Here is a 20460-nt window from a genome sequence, read left to right as displayed (position 1 = left end):
CCGGAAAGAAAAGTGGTTTCCGGGTGTGCAGGAAAGGGTATATGACTAACTAAAAAGTGCAGTCAGGGGGAACTGGTTTTATGGAACTGAAACGCAAGAGACCCTTTCAAGGGCTGACGACATTCATCAAAACCGCCGGCGCTTATCTGGCTGCCGGGCTATTGCCGCGTCGTGTGAAAAAACCGATCATCCTGGTCGGCGGCAATCTGGGCGAGAAATACGAAGACAATGCGGCTGCCTTCCATGAGTATCTCATGGCCAACTTCCGGGAGCGGTACAGCATCCACTGGATGTACGACCCGGACACCGATTATGTGGAAAAGAAGGGGATCGAAGATGGGGTTCCGCTTGGCAGTTTCCGCAATTACCTGCTGTTTTTCCGGGCGGCCTACACGGTTCATGGCCATTCACTCATGTATGACATCGCGCCGGGAATTGATAAGTACATATTCTGGAACAAGAAAACGACGATGGTGCATATCAGCCATGGCATCGAATGCTTCAAGAAGATCCTCATCATGCCGGAGGATGTGCCTTTGCTGGAACGATGCGACGTCTTCAATTGCGCTTCGCGGTATGAACGCGGCATTAAACGGGATGAGTGGGGGATGCCGGAACAGAAGCTGCCGGTGACCGGTATGGCACGGTTCGACCGGCTGCCGTACAACTCGCCGGCTGAGAAGGTGCGTGACATCCTTTTCATGATGACATGGCGGGAAACACTGATGGATTTGTCTGAAGAGGACTTCATGGCGAGCGACTATTTCCGGGCGACGGAGGGGCTGCTGAAGAACGCGGAATTCCAGCGGCTGCTGGCGGATCACGACGCCAGACTGAAGGTCGTCCTCCATCCGTTCATGAAACGGTTTGAAAACCACTTCAAACGGCTCGGCATCGACAGCACGCGGATGGAATTCCGGACGTTCGACGACATTTCCATCCGTGAGGAGATCCACCGGTCTGATATGCTCATCACCGATTACTCGAGCATCTTCTGGGATTTCGTCTATATGAACCGCCCTGTCATCTTCTTCACATTCGACCAGGAAGCGTTCCTCAAGATGCGGGGGTCCTATCTCGACCTGGACAAGGATCTCCTCGGATATAAGGCGCGCATTATCGAAGAAGCGGCCGGTGCACTTGCAACCGTACTGGACGGCGGAAACCCGGGGAACCCGAGATTTCCGGAACTGTCCGAGTACGTCGATTTCACGGACGGAAAAAATTGCGAGCGTCTTGCCTTCCATATGTTTGCGAAGGACGGACACGCCGCGCCTGCGGTACGGTGAGGAGCTGCTGTCCGGCATTGCCGGAGCACCATTTGTTTGGTATAGTAGAGGAAATAGTGATCGCTGAAGCGGCCAAGTAGACCGGAATCGTGATACAGAAAGCAGGACATGCGCTGAGAGTCCTGCCACTTCAACCGGCTCGAACCCTACCGCGGAGATGCCGTGCAAACACGGCCGGTTCGTCCCGTTACGAAACGACAGAGGGAAAGTCAGCCGGAATACCCTGACTTTCCGAACGAAGGTGGTACCGCGTCAGACACACAGTGACGTCCTTGCAACAGGACAGCGCTGTGTGTTTTTTTGCGCCGGAAACTTCAGCGGCCAACATGGAACAGGAGGAGCAGCTATGACAAATGAGCAGCAGAACGATTTTTCAAAGTGGTACATTGACACAATCCAGAAAGCGGACCTGATGGATTATACACCCGTCCGCGGATGCATCGCCTTCAAACCGGATGGCTTCGAAATCTGGGAGCACATCCAGGATGAGATGGACCGCCGATTCAAGGAAACCGGCCACCGCAACGCCTACTTCCCGATGCTGATCCCTGAATCATTCTTCCAAAAAGAGAAAGACCACATCGAAGGCTTCTCGCCGGAACTCCCGTGGGTGACAGAAGCGGCAGGCGAGCAGCTGGAGGAGAAGCTGGCCCTCCGTCCGACATCCGAGACGATGATCGGTCATCTGTACAGCGACTGGATCAAGAGCTACCGTGATCTGCCTGTGCTCATCAACCAATGGGCAAACGTCTTCCGCTGGGAAAAGAAGACACTTCCGTTCATCCGGACGTCCGAGTTCCTCTGGCAGGAAGGGCACACCGCCCATGCCGATGAGGAAGAGGCACGCCACGAAACGATGCAGATGCTCAACATCTACAAGGAAGTCGTGGAGGAGCTGCTTGCGATTCCGGTCTATGACGGTCAGAAGACCCCGTCCGAACGGTTTGCGGGAGCCGTCGACACCTATTCCATCGAAGCGATGATGAAGGACGGAAAGGCTGTGCAGGCAGGGACATCCCACTACCTCGGCACAAAGTTCGCAGAAGCATTCGACATCAAATATCTGACAAAAGAGAACCGCCACGAATTCGTCCATACGACATCGTGGGGAACATCGACCCGTCTGATCGGCTCTGTCATCATGGTCCATGGCGACGAGCAGGGTCTCGTCCTCCCGCCGCGTGTGGCGCCGACACAAGTCGTTCTGATACCGGTCGGTCCATGGAAAAAGAACCCGGCCATCATGGAAAAACTTGACGGTCTGTTCGCGGAACTGAAAGCCAAAGGCATCCGTGTACGTCTTGATGATTCCGATCAGTCTCCTGGCTACAAGTTCAACGAATGGGAGCTGAAAGGTGTGCCGCTCCGCATCGAACTCGGACCGCGCGATCTGGAAAGCGATCATGCGATGGTGAAGATGCGCGACGAAGACGGGAAAACCGCGCGCCCTCTTGAAGGTCTAGCCGAAACGATCGAACAGGAACTCACGGCGATGCAGACCCGCCTGCTTGAAAAAGCCCGCAAGTTCCGGGACGAGAACTCCCACACGGATATCGACACGCTGGATGAGCTGAAACAGCATATCGAAACGTCCGCTGAAAAAGGCGAAATCCCGGGCTGGATCTTGGCCGGCTGGTGCGGCGACGATGCGTGCGAGGAACATGTGAAGGAAGAGACAAAATTTACGACACGCAACATCCCATTCAACCCGCCAATGGAAAAACAGTCATGCATCAATTGCGGAAAAGAAGCGAAGCACACCGTCTGGTTTGCCCGCGCATACTGATCCGCCTGCAGCGCACCGTCCTCTTCAGGGACGGTGCGCTTTCAGTTGACCGGCCGGCGGTGCCTATCCGCCGAACCATTAAAAAACGTGAAATCAGTCATAAATGCTCACCTCCGGCCGATATAGAGGGCAGAAGGGGAGATAATGACGAATCTAAAGATGAAAATCCGGACAAAACTCGTCCTGATCTCAGCACTGCTGCTGGTCGTTCCGAGTCTGATCATCGGATTGAGCGGCTACATATTGGCGAAAAACAGTTTGAATGATATCGGTTCCACCGGTCTCCAGAACGACGTCACGATGGCGATCGATCTGCTGGAAACACTGCAGGACAGAGTGGACAAAGGCGGTCTGACACTGGAAGAAGCTCAGGAACAGGCGAAAGAGCAGCTGATTGGTCCGATGCAGAGCGACGGGACACGGACGATCGAGTCGAAAGTCGACATGGGGGAATACGGCTACTTCTTCGTCCTGGGTGACGACGGAACGGCACTGGCCCATCCTGTCAAAGAAGGCGAGGATCTGAGCGGTTCGAAGACAGAGGATGGCATGATGACGACACTTGAGACCATCAAGACAGCGCAAAAGGGCGGCGGTTTCCTGACGTTCGACTTTGCCGTGCCGGGCACGGACAAGACTGCGCCGAAAATCGTCTATGCGCAATCATTTCCGGAGTGGGGCTGGAACGTGGCAGCCGGCTCCTACCTGATGGATTTCAACAGTGAGTCGAAAACACTGCTGACGGTGCTCGGCGTCGTACTGGCTGTATCGCTGATCCTCGGCGGACTGCTGATCATCTGGTTTTCCGGCCACCTGTCAAAACCGCTTGCCCGCATCACGCGGCACGTCGCCGATGTGGCGAAAGGGGACTTGTCCGGGGAATTGGGTGCTGTCCGCAACCAGGATGAAATCGGTGAACTGGCACTCTACACGAACCAGATGTCCGGCAACCTGAAAGAGATGATCGATCAGGTGTCGAACGCATCCATGCAAGTCGCAGCAACGTCGGAAGAACTGTCGGCAAGCAGTGAAGAGACGAGCCGTTCCGTCGAACACGTTTCGGAATCGATCCAGCAGCTTGCGGAAGGCATCGACGGACAGCTCGGCCAGACGGAAACTGCGAACGAAGCAGCCCTGCACCTGTCAACTGACATGGAGCGTGCGGCGGAAGAGATGGAACAGGCAGGACAGACTGTAGGTCTCACGGTGAATCTTGCGTCCGACGGAACAGAATCGGTTACACGCGCTGTGGACCATATGATGACGATCCAGACCGAAACGGATGCGGCGTCCGGATATGTCAACGAACTTGGAAACAAATCCGCTGAAATCGGTAAGATTGCAGGGCTGATCACTGATGTCGCCGAACAGACGAACCTCCTTGCGCTGAATGCTGCGATCGAAGCGGCGAGAGCCGGGGAAAATGGCAGAGGATTTGCTGTCGTGGCGGATGAAGTCCGGAAACTTGCGGAACAGTCGTCAAATGCCGCAGCTCAGGTAGGTACCCTGATCCGGGCGATCCAGCAGGATATCGGGCACTCAGTGTCTGCAATCGTACGGGGGAACGAAGCGGTCAAACTGGGAACGGGGCTTGTGGAAGAAACCGGCGCGCTTTTCAGCAAGATTTCAGAGTCCATCCAAAGTATTTCAAGCCAAATTGAAGGTGTATCGGAAAGTACCATGCGGAACAGGGAAGAATCCACCCGCATGGCGGAAGTCGTCGGACAGACGGCAGCCATCGCGATGCAGTCCGCAAGTCATGCAGAGACGATCGCTGCAACTGCCGAAGAACAGACGGCGTCCATGGAAGAAATCGCAGCTGCCTCGGAAACGCTTGCGAAAATGGCGGAAGGGCTTCAGGAATCCGTTCGTAAGTTTACATTATAAGCAACAGGTAAAAAGCTGTCCGGACAAGTCGATCACGACTTGCCGGACAGCTTTTTCGGTTTATATTCGGTGGAGTCCGCTGATCCATAAAAATATTGCCAGGCATCGCAGATACCGCCTGCACAGTGCCGGTCCGCCCGGTACAGGGTCTGCCGATCGGATATCGCCTGCAGTTCAGGATGTGCATTGCCGACAATGACGGACGGCCACTCACGATCAAGCATATCGATATCATTTCCGGAATCTCCGGCGACAAGCAGACGGACATCCGGACGCGCGTATGTCCGGATTACATAATCCAGCGCATTCCCTTTTCCGGCCCCCTTCGGCAGCACATCCACGTCCCGATTGGAACTGAAGATGAATTCGTGAGGAATCGCCTGCTTCTCCAACGCTTGCCGGAACTGACGGACAGCAGCTGTATCGCCTTCCGTAGTGAACGACACGCGCCGGTCATCCGGCAGGTTCTGCAGCTGCAGGGAAGGGAAACGTCTCGCGCAAGTTTTCACGGAATCAGGATTCCAATCCGCTGTCATCTTTTCCTGCCATGCGCGGTCTTCCTTCCAGTCAGGCATGTGCCAGATGGCTGTCCCGACATCTGATATGACAAGATCCGGTATCGGCAGGTGTTCGGCTGCCATCAGTTCCTTCACGGAATCCGCATGACGGCCGGTTACGTAGATCAGCGAGACGCCTCCCGTTTCCTGCTTGAGAAGAATGGTCAGTTCCTCAAGTTCTTCAGGCATGCCGACCAGCGTATTGTCAAGATCGGTTGCCAACATATGTGTCTTTGAGTGCATAGCCGGCTCCTTCGTATAATTTATCCACTTTTCTCGCGATACGTGTCCAGTCGAAATTCTGCTTAGCGAATTCTGCAGCTTTCCGGCCGAGCTGTCTGGCGATATCGGGTCGTTTTGCCAATAATCCCATTGCGGAGGCGAGTTCCTTCACATTGCCGGGAGCCGTCTGTAACCCTGTTTTCTGATCCAGCACGATGTCGCCGAGTCCGCCTACTTTGGATGCGATGACAGGGCTTCCGCAGGCCTGTGCTTCCGCAGCGACCATACCGAACGATTCGTAATAGGAAGGGACGATGACGGCGAGACTGTCACGGAACTCCTTAGCCAGACGGTCTTGCGGCTGGCAGCCGAGAAACTCTACGTGGTCCTCGATCCCCTGTACCGCCTTCTTCAATTCCTCTGAGATCGGCTGCTTCGTAACCGGGTCCACCTGCTTTTCATCCCCGCCGATGACACGGAGCTTAACTGGGGAGGAGAGAAGGTTGGAATGGGACAGCAGCTTGAATGCGCGGAGCAGCGTATAGATGCCTTTTGTTTTCTCCAGACGCCCGGCGAAGGTGAATGTCATCGGCTGGAGGGGAGAAGGCTTGTCAGGCGTGAACGCACTGTCCACACCGATCGGAATGACCGAGATGGGGGCAGGCTGTTTCACGGACGACTGGATCAGCGCCTTCTCCGTCAGTGAAGTGGCGATGACTGTAGTGGCGGAAGCGAGAATCTCCCGTTCCGCTTTCAGACGGCGTGCTTCACGCACACCCGTTGCTTGTTCTTTTGCAACGGCGAGCGAATGGGAAGTATGGAACCAGGGTATGGAATGCATTTCAGTAAGGCGTATTCCGAGAAGCCCGGAGAGCCAATAGTGGGTATGCAGAATATCATATCGGGAAAAATCCTGCAGAGTCAGCATTTCAGCAAGAAACGCGGGAAGGAGCTGTATCATTTTCGTTTTTGCGACGAACCCTTTCCGGCCGGCAGCCACCCGGATGACACGGCAGCGCTGTCCGAACGATTCGAATTGAGGAGCCGTTTCGTCAGCCCAGTGTGTAAACACATCGACAGAATGCCCGCGGGCATCCAGTGCCAAAGCCAGCTGCTTCACGTAATTATTCTGTCCTCCAGCCTGACTTGTCCCCAGGGATGCCAGCGGATCGCCATGGTCTGAAATCATACAGATTGTTTTTGCCATATTACACTCCTCCAATATATATAAAAATCGTTAACATTAAAAATAAGCGTAATAGTTTAATACCCTATGTTAAGGGAATGTAAACATATTTTTAATAGAAACCATTTAAATCTTCTTAACGATAATGTAAAAGACAGAAGAAGTGGGCCGAAAATCACCATCCCGGGCAATATTGTGGAGGGAGTGCGGATAAATCTGCGGAGGATGAGCAAAATAGTTATGGCAGCCCGAAAAACGTGATACGATAAAATATGTTGAAATAAAGATAAATCAAAAGGAGTTTTCCACTATGCCAATTCGTGTAAAAGCGATCATCGGAAGTACAAGTTCGGCTTCCTACAATAGACGTCTTATCAATTTCATGCAGAAACGCTATGCGGACAAGCTTGACATTACACCCGTGTCCATTAATGATGTCGAAATGTTTTCCGTCGATATCGAGAACGATCCGCCGTCAGGTGCTCGCGCGTTCAAGGAAGATGTCAAAGATTCGGACGCTGTCCTCTTCGCCGTACCGGAATACAATTTCTCCATTCCGGGCGCTTTGAAGAATGCCCTCGACTGGCTGTCCCGCGGCGGGGAAGCGACATTGCGCGATAAGCCGGCATTCATCGTCGGTTCCTCGATGGGCGTGTTCGGAAGTGTGCGGGCGCAGATCCACTTGCGGGAGATCCTGTCCAATCCCGGCCTTTCACCGCTCATCCTCCCGAATAACGAAGTGTACATCGGTTCGATCCATAACAAGCTGAGCGAGGACGACGAGCTTACGGATGAGCCGACTGTCGCATTCCTCGATTCGGTCGTCAGCAATTTCGTCGATTTCTATGAGCGCATGACGGAAATCCACGGAAAGAAAGCATAACAAAAACGCTCTGCCGATGATCGGGCAGAGCGTTTTTGTTATGGCAGGATGGCGAACGATCGTACAGGGAAGCCGGACGCTTTTTCAGGCTTCGGCACGATGTTGAAGATGACAGCGCCGCGCGTCGGCAGTTTGTCGAGATTGGTCAGCAGCTCAACCTGATACGTATCCTGTTCCAGGACATAATATTCCCCATGGAGGGCGCCGTTTCTCCTGAAATCCGCGGCTGAATCGGTATCGAACGTTTCATGACCGACCGCTTTCACACCGCGTTCCTCGAACAGGAATTTCAGTGCATCCAGACCCCAGCCGGGAATCCGGTTATTCCCGTCCTCGTCTTTGTTGCAAAAAGCGGCTTCATCCGGCCAGCGTTTGCTCCAATCCGTCCGCAGTGCGACGAACGTACCCGATTCGATCGGGCCATTTGCTTCTTCGAATGCGAGAAGGTCCTGCTTCGAGCAGGTGAAATCATGGTCTGCTGCCGCTTTCTCCGATTGATCGATGACAATCAGCGGCAGCACAAGTTCTTTCAGTTCCAGTTCATTCAGGTACCGTGTGTCGCGTACGAAGTGGATCGGTGCGTCGATATGGGTGCCGTATTGGCCCGCGAACGAAAATTGCTGGGCGAAGAACCCGTCATCATGGCTGAACAGCGTCTTGAACTCGGCGTTCTCGAACATGAAGAAATGAGGGGAGTCCGGACCGAACGTATGCGTCAGATCCACCCACTCTTTCGATTTCAATGCTGCCAGTGCAGTCAGTACATCAGTTTGTGTTTGTGTCGTCATCTCAAATCCCGCCTTCATCGTTTATTGCCGGCAACCCGGCTGCTGTTGAATGAAAAAAAGAAGACCCCCAAGCAGATGAGGGTCTTCTCTGAATACACAGTATGTCAGCTCTCATCTTCGGAGCGCAGTCGGCACTCCCTGGAGTTAGCACCTCGGCCGTTACGGCTGGTTGCTGAGATATCATCGGGCCAGTCCCTCCATCTCTCTGAATGAGAAGTTTATTAAATTGTTCGAAAACTGTAAATAGATAGTATCATGCGCGGCGGAAGAAAGCAACAATGATTTTACAGTTGTCCTGTTGAGAAGTTTGGTATACTCCTCTATAGCAAGGAAAGAGGGACGGAGGTTTTTCAGTTGGCTTGGATCTATGTGGTTCTTGCAGCGGTCGTTGAAGTGTTCTGGGTCGTCGGACTCCGCCATGCAGACACACCTCTTGAATGGGCAGGAACAGCGCTTGCCATTGTCTTCAGCTTTTTCTTCATCATCAAAGCATGCGAAACGATTCCGTCAGGGACTGTCTATGCGGTGTTCACAGGCAGCGGGGCGGCGGCAATCGTGCTGGTCGATACTCTTGTATTCGGCACACACTTGAAGCTGGTCGGCCTGCTGTTCATCGGGCTGATCCTGGTCGGGGTGATCGGCATCAAGCTGACAACCGGTCCGAGTGATGCGGAAGAGGGAGGTGCATGAGGTGGCGTGGATATATCTCGTGATCGCAAGCTTCGGTGAAATTTTCGGAGTCATGTGCATCAACTGGTTCATACAGAAGAAGACACTGGGACGGCTTGCTCTGCTGATCGTGTCATTCGGCGGGGGATTCGTTTTCCTGTCGCTGGCGATGCGGTCGATTCCGATGGGGACTGCGTATGCAATCTGGACAGGGCTCGGTGCTGCCGGTGCCGTCCTGATCGGCATCCTGCTGTTCGGGGAATCCGCAGGCTGGAAACGAATGCTGTTTCTGGCATGCATCATTGCAGGTGCAACCGGCCTGAAACTGTTCAGTTGAAGCAGTTAGGAAATCGGTTGAAAAGGGTAAAGGGATGGACAAGCATTCCTACAGAACAAATCGGAAGAGGCGAATAGACGTGAGCTCAAAGTATACAGATGACAGCTGGGCACTACATACAGATCTATATCAGATCAATATGATGGAAACGTATTGGGCTGAAGGCATCCATGACAAGAAGGCGGTCTTCGAGCTGTATTTCAGGAAACTCCCCTTCGGCAACGGGTATGCCGTTTTCGCAGGACTCGAGCGGGTGCTCGATTATTTACGCAAGCTCCGGTTCACTGACAGCGATATCGATTACTTGAAGGAAGAGCTGCATTATAAGGAGGATTTCCTCGACTATCTGAGAGGCGTCCGATTCACGGGGGATCTGTATTCCATGAAGGAAGGGGAAACCGTCTTCGGCAACGAGCCGATCATGCGCGTGGAGACGACGCTGGCTGAAGCGCAGCTGATCGAGACGGCACTCCTCAACATCGTCAATTACCAGACGCTGATCGCGACGAAAGCGAGCCGTATCAAGCAAGTGGTGAAAGACGAGCAGGTCATGGAGTTCGGCAGCAGGAGGGCCCAGGAGATGGATGCGGCTGTATGGGGGGCCCGGGCCGCTGTGATCGGGGGCGTCGAAGCGACGAGCAACGTGCGGGCCGCCAAGCTGTTCGGGCTGAGGGCGAGCGGAACGCATGCGCATTCCCTTGTCCAGGCTTACAAAAGCGAATACGAGGCGTTCCATGCGTATGCGGAGCGCCACCGGGATTGTGTCTTCCTTGTCGATACGTACAATACGCTCAAAATCGGTGTCCCGACGGCAATCCAGGTCGCAAAGGAGCTCGGGGACCGCATCAACTTCATCGGAATCCGGCTGGACAGCGGGGATATCGCCTTCCTGTCGAAGGAAGCCCGGCGGATGCTGGACGAAGCGGGATTCCATGACGCCAAGATCGTCGTATCGAACGATCTGGACGAATACACCATCCTGAACCTGAAAGCGCAGGGAGCTCAGGTGGATGTCTGGGGCATCGGGACGAAACTGATCACCGCCTACGATCAGCCGGCTCTGGGCGCTGTCTATAAGCTTGTTGCAATCGAAGGGGAAGACGGCGAATTTATCGATACCATCAAAATATCATCCAATGCAGAGAAAGTGACAACGCCGGGCCGCAAGAAATTATTCCGTATCATTGACAGGGAGAACGGCAAGGCGGAAGGTGACTACATTACGTTGTACGATGAAGATCCGGGAACCGAGAAACGCATCAAGATGTTCCACCCTGTCCATACGTTCATCTCCAAGTTCGTCACGAATTTTGAAGCCCGCGACCTGCATGAGAAAGTGATCGAGCAGGGCAAAGTGGTTTACAGCCTGCCGACGGTGGAAGAGATACAGCAGTATGCAAAAGACAGCCTCGGTCTTCTGTGGGATGAGTACAAACGCTCGCTGAATCCGGAGGAATATCCGGTCGATCTCAGTCAGAAGTGCTGGGACAACAAGATGCGCAACATTGCGGAAGTCCAGGAGATGATCCAGGACTTCATTGAACAAAAGGAGTGAAGGAAGATGGATGAACTGCAAAAACAGATTATCGAAGAACTGCATGTCAAGCCGAAGATCGATGCGTTCGGGGAAGTCCGTGTATCCGTCGATTTCCTGAAAGAGTATTTGAAGAAGAATACGTTCCTTGAAGGCTATGTGCTCGGTATCTCAGGCGGTCAGGATTCGACACTTGCCGGGAAACTCGCGCAGATGGCGGTGGATGAACTGAATGAGGAACTGTCCACGGACCGCTACAAGTTCGTTGCTGTGCGCCTGCCGTACGGTACCCAGTTCGACGAAATCGACTGCCAGGATGCTCTTCATTTCATCCAGCCGACTGTCACATACACTGTCAATATCAAGGAAGCGGTCGATGCAAGCCGGCGGGCGCTCGATGCAGCAGGTGTCACTCTCACCGATTTTGAAAAAGGCAATGAAAAAGCGAGGGAGCGGATGAAAGTCCAGTACTCGATCGCCGCATCCCGCCACTGTGCGGTCATCGGGACGGATCACGCTGCTGAAGCGATCACAGGCTTCTATACGAAATTCGGCGACGGTGCCGCCGATGTCACGCCGCTCACCCGGCTCAACAAACGGCAGGGAAAGGAAATGCTGCGGGTTCTCGACTGCCCGGAACACCTTTACAACAAAGTGCCGACAGCAGATCTTGAAGAAGACAAACCGGCACTTCCTGATGAAGTCGCGCTGGGCGTCAGTTACACGCAGATCGATGATTATCTTGAAGGAATCCCTGTATCCGAGGAAGCGAAGAAGATCATCGAAGGGCACTATCTCCGCTCCAAGCATAAGCGTCATATGCCTGTCACGGTGTTTGATGACTTCTGGAAATAATATAGGGCGGACCTCTCTGTTTTTGCAGAGAGGTTTTTCTATGTCTTTTGAATTCAGTATGTTTCGTGAATTAGTTTGTCCGTCGACGGCTATTCCGGTATGATGAAGGGAATGAATGCTATCATAAGGAAAACGCAGGGAGGATACAGCATGTCCCATAAAGAGAAAATCGATGCAATCCTATCGGGTATCGAACGGACGATCGTCGGAAAACGTGAAATCAGTGAACTGAGTCTTACGGCTCTCCTGGCAGGCGGCCACGTGCTGCTGGAGGACGTGCCGGGCGTCGGGAAAACGGTCATGGTGAAAGCGCTCGCTGCATCGATCGGTGCGGAGTTCAAGCGGATCCAGTTCACCCCGGACCTGCTGCCGTCCGATGTGCTCGGGGTGTCCATCTATAATCCGCAGGCGATGGAGTTTGAATTCCGTCCGGGACCGATCGTCGGCAACATCGTACTGGCTGACGAAATCAACCGGACGTCTCCGAAGACACAGGCTGCTCTTCTTGAAGGGATGGAAGAAGCTGCCGTGACGGTCGATGGCCGGACACTGCCGCTCCCTGAGCCGTTCTTCGTCATGGCTACACAGAATCCGATCGAATATGAAGGGACCTATCCTCTTCCCGAAGCGCAGATGGACCGGTTCCTGTTCAAGCTGAAGATGGGGTATCCGTCCAGGACAGACGAAATCGAAGTGCTGTCCCGTGCGGAAGCCAAAACGGGAATGGCGCCGTTCATGTCTGTCATCGGACTGGACGAGCTCCGCGGCTTACAGGCAGCGGCGGCCGATGTCCTTGTCGATTCGACGGTCAAAACATACATTGTCGATTGTGCGGCTGCCACCCGTGCCCACCATGCCGTCTATTTGGGAGTCAGTCCGCGCGGCTCCCTCGGACTGATGAGAGCCTGCCAGGCATATGCGCTGCTGCGGGGACGCAGCTACGTGACGCCGGATGATGTGCAGTATCTGCTCCCGTTCGTATTCGGGCATCGCCTGATTTTACAGCCTGATGCCCAGTACGGTGGAAGGACTGTCGAGAGTGTTCTGGAGGATGTGCTGGCGCAAGTGCGGGTGCCCATCGTGAAGGCAAGCACTGTATGATGCGCAGGAATACTGTACTGGCAATTCAGATGCTGTTCGTCGCGGTACTCATCGGCGGCGCCTTTGTATTCGCGAAGTTCCAGGGCGGCATGGTGAGCTGGACGGTTCTTTACTTCCTGCTGCCATTCGCCTTCTATTCGTTCTGCATTGCACTCTATCCCGCGGGCCGGATGTCAGTCACCCGGCAGATGGAACAGCCGCTTATCAGTGTCGGGGAGAAGACGGCAGTGAAACTGACTGTCAGGCGGGCCGGCAGGTTTCCTCTTCTGTACTTGCTGATCCGGGAGTTTGAGGAGACCGGCACTCTGACACAGGGCCGGACCGCGCGCCTGGTCGTTCCGGGTTTCCGAAAGGAATTTGATCTTAACTACGAACTGATGGGGACGGCCCGCGGGGAACATTTCTTTCCGTCCATCCAGCTCGAAGTGGCGGATTTTTTCGGCTGGATCCGGAAAAAGGCGGTGGTCGCAGCGGATGGTGCTCAGTCGTACCTGGTCTTTCCGGAAACCGCGCGGGTGAACTATGTGCCCATCGGTTCCAATCATGAGCAAGGGACGGCGGAGTCGCCTTTTTCACTCATGAAAGAGACGACCATCGCAACGAGTGTACGGGAATACCAGCCGGGCGACCGGGTCTCCTGGATCCACTGGAAATCCTTCGCCCGCACCCAGACCTTGATGACAAAGGAATTTGAAAACAAACGAGGTGAGAAGGCGGTCCTGCTGCTGGATGCACGGGAATCGGAGACATTCGAAGAACAGATCCGGTTTGCGGCGTCTGTTCTGAAAGAAGCGGCCGACCGCCACTCGGACCTGGCGTTCGTGACAACGGATGCAGCCAGTCCGGTCATCCGTACAATAACCGGAGGCGGGGAGCTGAAGAAGGCGCTGACACTGCTTGCCCGAATGAAACCGCTGGCAAGCGATGACGGAAAGACGCCGAATTACACATCTGCCCTGCAGGGGACGGGTGCGGTGGTGGTCATCTCGGGGAATCCCGATCCACTGTTTCTCCAGCCTGTTCTCGCTGCTGCGGGCATGCAGCCGGTATACTGTTTTGTAATCCGGAAGACAGCTGGCGACCTGCCGGAAACGGTGTCTGAACAGGTGAAGAAAGTGAAGTCGCTCGGTGTGCATGTCCGGCTGCTCAGCTCGGCTGAGTTCGACCGATCGTTCCAGGAGGTGGCCCGCACGTGAAGGAGATGCAGATACAGAAACCGGTGCTGGTTTTTTTATACATCCTGGCATTTTTCCTGACGATCGAATGGCTGCGGCCGATCGCCGAATTGACGGAGACCGGGCACATCAGCCACTTTTATGGATTCGTTGCTCTTTGCATGCTGTTCGCCCTGCTCAGGATTCCCGTATGGATCGGTGCCCCTGTGAAGATCGTATACATATTCCTGTCTGTCCAATCCGTTTTCTATGGCGGGGACTTCCTGACAACGGAAAATTTCGGGAAGACGGCGGAGGATCTTGCGGGGAGCCTGAAGCTGATCTGGTCGGGAGAATGGATGGAACTGTCCTATCTGTTCAGAACTGTCCTGTTTTTCATCCTCCTCTGGATGATCACCTATCTGCTCCGGTTCTGGATGGAATACCGTAAATCGATCTTCCTGTTCTTCGGGATGACCGTCCTGTTTCTGGCCGTGGTCGATACGTTCACGGATTTTGACGCTTCCTACGCCGTGCTCCGTGTGATGGTGATCGGGTTGTTCCTGCTCGGAATCCTGTTCCCGCTGCGGTTCGCAGGGAAGACGAAGACAGAGTTCTCTGTACGCCAACTGCTTGCGATCATGCTGCCGCTCGGCCTGGCACTGGCAGCAGCGGCCTTGTTTGCACTGCTTGTGCCGGTCAAGGAACCAGCCTGGCCGGATCCAGTTCCGTTCATCCGGTCTGCGGCGGGGTTGGGCGGCGAAGGAGAGGGAGCAGCAGGGGGTGTCTCCAAAGTCGGCTACGATCCCGACGATACGCAGCTCGGCGGCCCGTTCCGGCAGGATGACACGCTCGTCCTCGAAGCCTATACGGACAGCCGTCAATACTGGGTGATGGAAACGAAAGATACGTATACGACGAAAGGGTGGGTGCAGTCCTCCGGCAGTGGCTATCCGGAATTCACAGGTGAGTATTCAAGTCTGATCGGAAGCCAGGTACTCGAGCCTCCCAATCAGCGTGCAGATATCGAACTGTACGAACCGCTGCCGATCCTGCCGCACCCTTATGGATTTAATAAGATCCAGACCGCGGAGATGATGCCTTACCGGCAGGAAGTGAATACGCAGCAGCTGTCCTTGATGACTGCTGAAGTCCCTTCACCTCTTACGTACCGGACGGAATTCGAGGAACCGGTCTTCAGCCTGAAGGCGCTGCGCGACACCCGGATGGAGGATCTGCAGGCTGATATGCTGGAATTGCGTCCGTATCTGCAGCTGCCTGCCGAACTGCCTGCACGGGTGAGCGACCTTGCAGCCGAGCTGACGAAAGACGCACCGAGCGTCTATCAGAAAGCGCAGGCGATCGAGCGGTATTTCGGGCGCAGCGGATTCGTGTATTCCCGCGATAATGTCGCAGTCCCGAAGGAGGACGATGACTATGTGGATCAGTTCCTGTTCGAGACGAAACGCGGGTACTGCGATAATTTCAGTACGTCCATGGTGGTCATGCTGCGGTCTGCCGGCATCCCGGCGCGCTGGGTGAAAGGATACGCGCCCGGCGAGCTGAAGCGGGATGAAGACCGGAAGAGGTATTACAGCGTCACGAACAATCAGGCGCACTCCTGGGTGGAAGCCTACATGCCCGGTTACGGCTGGATGCCATTCGAGCCGACAATCGGTTTCAACGGCGTATCAACTATCACTTATGATATCGAAGCAGCAGAAGACGACAGACAGCAGGAAGAAGAACTGAAACGGCCTGAACTAGACAAGAAAAAAGAAGAAGCACAGACAGCGAAGCGGAAGAAGTCCGCGGCCGGGGGCTTGTTGGATCTGGTGCCCGACTGGATGAAATCCGGCGTGACGCTTGCGTCTGCAGGTGCCGGGATTGCTGCTGCCGTTTCACTCGGATTATGGTTCACGCGTAAAAAATGGCTGCCCCGGCTTCATGTCCGCAGAGCGAGGAAGCAGTCTGGCGGTTGGCGGCAGTTCGAGAAGGAATACAGCCTGCTGCTCCGGCAGCTGGAGCGGATCGGCATCACACGTCCTCCCGGCGTGACTCTCGCGGCTTATGCCGGGGAAGTCGACCGCCTGCGCGGAGACACGGCGATGAGTGAGTTGACCCGGACGTATGAACAGGGCCTATATGGGAATGAAAAGCAGGACTTGAATTGGCCACAGTTGCGCGAGATGTGGGAAGATTTAATCATCAATACATGTGGTTGATTTTTCGGCTGGCGGGAAGTAGAATGAGAGCAGGAAAAGAAATAAGGAATGCTCTCATATAGGTCCGATAATAGGGTTCGGATGTTTCTACCAGGCTACCGTAAACAGCCTGTCTATGAAAGCGAAGGCAGCTGCGGGGTTTCTGCAGTCTGTTTTCGTGATTTCATGGATATCTATATAGTAGGAACTGAAGACGCGCAGGAAGGATCCCCTTTCTTTCGCGTCTTTGCTGTTTTTGTGGGTATACTGAAAATAAAAAGAAGAGGTGGATTACATGTCAGCAGCTCCATTGTTATCTGAACAGGAAAAAATCGTCGTTTTGGATTTAGGCAGCACGCACAACCAGCTCATCACACGTGTGATCCGGGATTTGGGCGTATACAGCGAGCTCTACCCGCACACTGCAACTGCTGAGGAGATCCGTCACATGAAAGCTGCAGGTATCGTCCTGTCGGGCGGCGATGTGAAGATGGACGCAGACATCGATCCTGACATCTTTACACTCGGCGTTCCAGTACTCGGTATCGGATCAGGCCTCGAAGTGCTGGCGGAACGTTTCGGCGGTACTGTGGAGTCGATGGAAGCGCACGGTGCAGCAACCACAATTACACCGGAAGACGCATCATCCCTCTTTGCGGGTGTGAACGGATCGTTCTCCGCACATATCGGCGGCACAGTGAAAGTCGCTTCATTGCCTGAAGGTTTCCGGGCAGCAGCGAAAGATGAGCACGGTCACATCACTGCGATTGAAGATGCCGATAAGAATCTTTATGGTGTCCAATTCCACCCGGAAACAGACAGCACGGAAAACGGCGAAGATATTCTCCGGACTTTCCTGAAGGACATCTGCAAACCGGGCGCTGAGTGGACAATGGACCGCTTCATCGAAGTGGAAATCGAAAAGATCCGTGAACAGGTCGGGGACCGCAACGTATTGTGCGCATTGAGCGGCGGTGTCGACTCTTCTGTCGTAGCGACCCTGATCCACCGGGCAATCGGCGATCAGCTGACATGCATCTTCGTCGACCACGGCCTTCTCCGTAAAGGGGAAGTGGAAAGTGTCGTCGATACGTTCAGCAACCAGTTCCATATGAACTTCATCAAGATCGACGCACGCAAGCGGTTCCTGGACAAGCTTGCCGGCGTGGATGATCCTGAGCAGAAACGTAAAATCATCGGTAACGAATTCATCCGTGTGTTCGATGAGGAAGCGGCAAAACTCGAAGGAATGGATTTCCTTGCACAAGGAACGATCTACGCGGACATCATCGAGAGCGGAACAGCGACCGCTGAAGTGATCAAGTCCCACCATAACGTCGGCGGCCTGCCGGAAGATCTTGAATTTGAACTGATCGAACCGCTGAAGGCGCTGTTCAAAGACGAAGTCCGCAATGTCGGAAAAACACTCGGTCTTCCGGAAGAGATCTACAACCGCCAGCCATTCCCCGGCCCGGGGCTCGGCGTGCGTGTCCTCGGTGAAGTGACGGAAGAAAAGCTCGCTATCGTCCGTGATGCCGACTATATCCTCCGCGAAGAGATCAAGAACGCCGGACTCGACCGTTCGATCTGGCAGTATTTCGCAATCCTGCCGGGCATCAAGAGCGTCGGCGTCCGTGACGGGAAACGTTCGTACGACCATGCGATCGGTCTCCGTGCAGTCCATTCTTCGGATGGCATGAGTGCCGACTGGGCGCAGATCCCTTGGGAAGTCCTCGAGAAGATCAGCTCCCGCATCACGGCTGAAGTGGACCACGTCAACCGCGTCGTCTATGATATTACCGCGAAGCCACCGGGCACCATCGAGTGGGAGTAAAACTGAACTGAATAGATGATTGTCGTATATCCTCGGGGATAAGGCCCGAAAGTCTCTACCAAAGCACCGTAAATGCTTTGACTACGATGAATGGAACGTTCCCGGCGGGAGACCGCCGACCGTCCATTCTGAAGAGTGGGAAGAGCGTGCGGCATGAATTGCGGCACGCTCTTTTTAATCCAAACAGATAGGACGGTTGATGATGAAAAAGTATTTCGAGTTCGACAAGCTGGGAACGAATTATCGCAGGGAGATCATCGGGGGGCTGACGACATTCCTGGCGATGGCATACATACTCGCAGTCAACCCGCTGGTGCTGTCCCTGGACGGGGTACCGGATATTCCAGACGCCATGCGGATGGACAAAGGGGCGGTCTTCGTAGCGACTGCATTGGCAGGAGCGGTCGGTTCACTGTTCATGGGGCTGATTGCACGATATCCGATCGGCCTTGCACCAGGCATGGGGCTGAATGCATTCTTTGCATTTTCCGTCGTGCTTACGTACGGCATTCCTTGGCAGACTGCGCTCACAGGCGTGCTGTTCTCAGGTCTGATCTTCATCGTCCTCTCACTGACAGGTCTGCGTGAACTGATCATCAATGCTATACCAGCTCAGCTGAAATATGCAGTGGGGGCAGGGATCGGCCTGTTCATCACGTTCCTCGGTCTGCAGAATGCGAACATCATCGTGGCAGATCCGAATACACTCGTGACTCTCGGCGATCTGTCGCAAGGCCCGGTTCTGCTCGCGATTTTCGGCTTAGTGATCACAGTCATCATGATGGTCCGCGGTATCAAGGGAGCTATCTTCTATGGAATGATCCTGACAACTGTCGTTGGGATGCTTGTCAGTCTGATCGACGTGCCGCACGCAGTCGTTTCAAAAGTACCTGATGTCTCTCCGACATTCGGGGCTGCCTTCGAAGCGATTTTCCAGCACCCAGGCGACTTGTTCACCACACAGTTCCTCGTCATCATCATCACATTCCTGTTCGTCGATTTCTTCGATACAGCAGGTACACTGGTCGCTGTTGCAACCCAGGCGGGACTCATGAAGGACGATAAACTGCCGCGCGCAGGACGTGCACTGCTGGCGGACTCCCTCGCGACCGTGACGGGCGCGATCTTCGGGACGTCAACGACGACTTCCTACATCGAATCCACTGCAGGAGTCGCTGCAGGTGCGAAAACCGGATTCGCTTCAGTCGTGACGGGACTGCTGTTCCTGCTCGCGCTGTTCTTCTCGCCGCTGCTCTTCGTCATAACACCAGAGGTGACAGCGCCTGCACTTATCATCGTAGGCGTGCTGATGGTGTCGAACCTCGGTAATATCGAGTGGACGAAATTCGAAATGGCTGTACCGGCATTCTTCACAGTCATCGCCATGCCGCTGACATACAGCATCGCAACCGGAATCGCAATCGGCTTCATCTTCTATCCGATCACGATGCTTCTGAGCGGACGGAAGAAAGAGATCCATCCGATCATGTACGCGCTCATGGTCCTCTTCATCTTGTACTTCATCTTTATTAAGTGATAGTGAATCCGCTGGCGCCCTTCGTGAAAAGGGCGCCAGCGTTTTTGTTGTTGTGAATTTATTGTTGTAATCGAAGGGTTTGCGGACTGTTATTTTGGGTAAAGTAAGGGTTGAGTAATTATTTTCGCTAAAAGTGTTGACTTCTAACCGACCGCTTGGTATAGTAATTAAGCAGTCGGGAACGCGACTTACTAAAACGCCTTCCAGACAACATGAACCTTGAAAACTGAACAGCAAAATGTCAACGAATTAACGTTTGGGAAGCCGACCCCGTCGGCGGAACAGACAAAACCAGATCAACAGATCTGATAGACATCTTAAATGATGCCAGCAAAAATTGAGCAATCAATTTTCTGTATGCGTTTTTCTCTTATTGAGTGAACGTATCTGGCAGCCGAGGCGCATTGCAGTGCTAGGAAGTGATCGAGAGAAGGAAGGAGCGTACTTCGGTACGTGACTGACTGAACGAGTGAAACTGACGACGCAATGCATTGTGCATCGGCTGCCAGATTTATGGAGAGTTTGATCCTGGCTCAGGACGAACGCTGGCGGCATGCCTAATACATGCAAGTCGAGCGGATCAATGGGAGCTTGCTCCCGGCGATCAGCGGCGGACGGGTGAGTAACACGTGGGCAA

Annotated in this window: 16 protein-coding genes, 1 rRNA gene, 3 riboswitches and 1 other annotated feature; of the genes, 14 read left to right on the top strand and 3 right to left on the bottom strand. The window is 54.1% G+C overall.

The window, feature by feature from the left end:
• Positions 1–80: 80 nt before the first annotated feature.
• The 3 genes from BN1190_RS00090 to BN1190_RS00080 all read left to right on the top strand — a co-directional run bounded on the left by BN1190_RS00090 (position 81) and on the right by BN1190_RS00080 (position 4962).
• Positions 81–1289: a CDP-glycerol glycerophosphotransferase family protein gene (locus tag BN1190_RS00090; protein WP_052461602.1), complete on the top strand. Its 1209-nt coding sequence runs from the start codon at positions 81–83 to the stop codon at positions 1287–1289.
• Positions 1290–1343: 54 nt separating this feature from the next.
• Positions 1344–1566: a binding site (T-box leader), on the top strand.
• 69 nt (positions 1567–1635) lie between these two features.
• Complete coding sequence (gene proS, locus BN1190_RS00085) at positions 1636–3075, top strand: proline--tRNA ligase (RefSeq protein ID WP_040285004.1); 1440 nt, start codon at positions 1636–1638, stop codon at positions 3073–3075.
• A gap of 144 nt (positions 3076–3219) precedes the next feature.
• Positions 3220–4962, top strand: coding sequence for a methyl-accepting chemotaxis protein (locus BN1190_RS00080; protein WP_040285003.1), 1743 nt, complete (start codon positions 3220–3222; stop codon positions 4960–4962).
• Between the two features lie 32 nt (positions 4963–4994).
• Here the strand turns inward: BN1190_RS00080 and BN1190_RS00075 are convergent, their stop codons facing one another.
• On the bottom strand, positions 4995–5762 hold the full coding sequence (locus BN1190_RS00075) for an HAD-IIB family hydrolase (protein WP_082023207.1): 768 nt from the start codon (positions 5760–5762) through the stop codon (positions 4995–4997).
• The gene (locus BN1190_RS00070; protein ID WP_040285002.1) at positions 5725–6948 is read right to left on the bottom strand and encodes a glycosyltransferase; all 1224 of its coding nucleotides are present in this window, start codon (positions 6946–6948) and stop codon (positions 5725–5727) included. The genes BN1190_RS00075 and BN1190_RS00070 overlap by 38 nt, the downstream gene beginning before the upstream one ends.
• A 289-nt stretch (positions 6949–7237) precedes the next feature.
• On the opposite strand from BN1190_RS00070, the gene BN1190_RS00065 reads away from it, so the two are divergent.
• Positions 7238–7810, top strand: a complete 573-nt coding sequence (locus BN1190_RS00065; RefSeq protein ID WP_040285001.1) for an NADPH-dependent FMN reductase — start codon at positions 7238–7240, stop codon at positions 7808–7810.
• A 38-nt stretch (positions 7811–7848) separates the two neighbouring features.
• Here the strand turns inward: BN1190_RS00065 and BN1190_RS00060 are convergent, their stop codons facing one another.
• A complete protein-coding gene (locus BN1190_RS00060) occupies positions 7849–8598 on the bottom strand; it encodes a cyclase family protein (protein WP_040285000.1) in 750 nt (249 codons plus the stop codon).
• 108 nt (positions 8599–8706) lie between these two features.
• Positions 8707–8814: riboswitch (SAM riboswitch) on the bottom strand.
• 138 nt (positions 8815–8952) lie between these two features.
• Between BN1190_RS00060 and BN1190_RS00055 the strand changes: the two genes are divergently transcribed.
• The 10 genes from BN1190_RS00055 to BN1190_RS00010 form a co-directional block, all read left to right on the top strand.
• A complete protein-coding gene (locus tag BN1190_RS00055) occupies positions 8953–9288 on the top strand; it encodes a DMT family transporter (protein ID WP_040284999.1) in 336 nt (111 codons plus the stop codon).
• 1 nt (position 9289) lies between these two features.
• On the top strand, positions 9290–9604 hold the full coding sequence (locus BN1190_RS00050; RefSeq protein ID WP_040284998.1) for a DMT family transporter: 315 nt from the start codon (positions 9290–9292) through the stop codon (positions 9602–9604).
• Positions 9605–9683: 79 nt separating this feature from the next.
• Positions 9684–11159 (top strand): nicotinate phosphoribosyltransferase, encoded by a 1476-nt coding sequence (locus BN1190_RS00045; protein ID WP_040284997.1) that lies wholly within the window; start codon positions 9684–9686, stop codon positions 11157–11159.
• A 6-nt stretch (positions 11160–11165) separates the two neighbouring features.
• The gene (nadE, locus tag BN1190_RS00040) at positions 11166–11993 is read left to right on the top strand and encodes an ammonia-dependent NAD(+) synthetase (protein ID WP_040284996.1); all 828 of its coding nucleotides are present in this window, start codon (positions 11166–11168) and stop codon (positions 11991–11993) included.
• A gap of 150 nt (positions 11994–12143) precedes the next feature.
• Positions 12144–13094 carry an AAA family ATPase gene (locus BN1190_RS00035; protein ID WP_040284995.1) on the top strand — a complete coding sequence of 317 codons (951 nt, stop codon included), beginning with the start codon at positions 12144–12146 and terminating at the stop codon, positions 13092–13094.
• A complete protein-coding gene (locus BN1190_RS00030) occupies positions 13091–14290 on the top strand; it encodes a DUF58 domain-containing protein (RefSeq protein ID WP_052461600.1) in 1200 nt (399 codons plus the stop codon). Before BN1190_RS00035 ends, BN1190_RS00030 begins: the two co-directional genes overlap by 4 nt.
• 5 nt (positions 14291–14295) lie before the next feature.
• Complete coding sequence (locus BN1190_RS00025; RefSeq protein ID WP_040285148.1) at positions 14296–16473, top strand: DUF4129 domain-containing transglutaminase family protein; 2178 nt, start codon at positions 14296–14298, stop codon at positions 16471–16473.
• Between the two features lie 34 nt (positions 16474–16507).
• A riboswitch (purine riboswitch) is annotated at positions 16508–16609 on the top strand.
• Between the two features lie 138 nt (positions 16610–16747).
• The gene (guaA, locus tag BN1190_RS00020; RefSeq protein WP_040284994.1) at positions 16748–18286 is read left to right on the top strand and encodes a glutamine-hydrolyzing GMP synthase; all 1539 of its coding nucleotides are present in this window, start codon (positions 16748–16750) and stop codon (positions 18284–18286) included.
• A gap of 2 nt (positions 18287–18288) precedes the next feature.
• Positions 18289–18390, top strand: a riboswitch (purine riboswitch).
• A gap of 98 nt (positions 18391–18488) precedes the next feature.
• A complete protein-coding gene (locus BN1190_RS00015) occupies positions 18489–19823 on the top strand; it encodes an NCS2 family permease (protein WP_040284993.1) in 1335 nt (444 codons plus the stop codon).
• 510 nt (positions 19824–20333) lie between these two features.
• Positions 20334–20460: ribosomal RNA gene (locus tag BN1190_RS00010) — 16S ribosomal RNA — on the top strand; the annotation flags it as partial.

Source organism: Sporosarcina koreensis (genome assembly GCF_000826145.2).
Classification (GTDB): domain Bacteria; phylum Bacillota; class Bacilli; order Bacillales_A; family Planococcaceae; genus Sporosarcina; species Sporosarcina trichiuri.
Note: the sequence above shows the minus strand (reverse complement) of the source record. Positions and strands in the feature narration are given on the sequence as shown.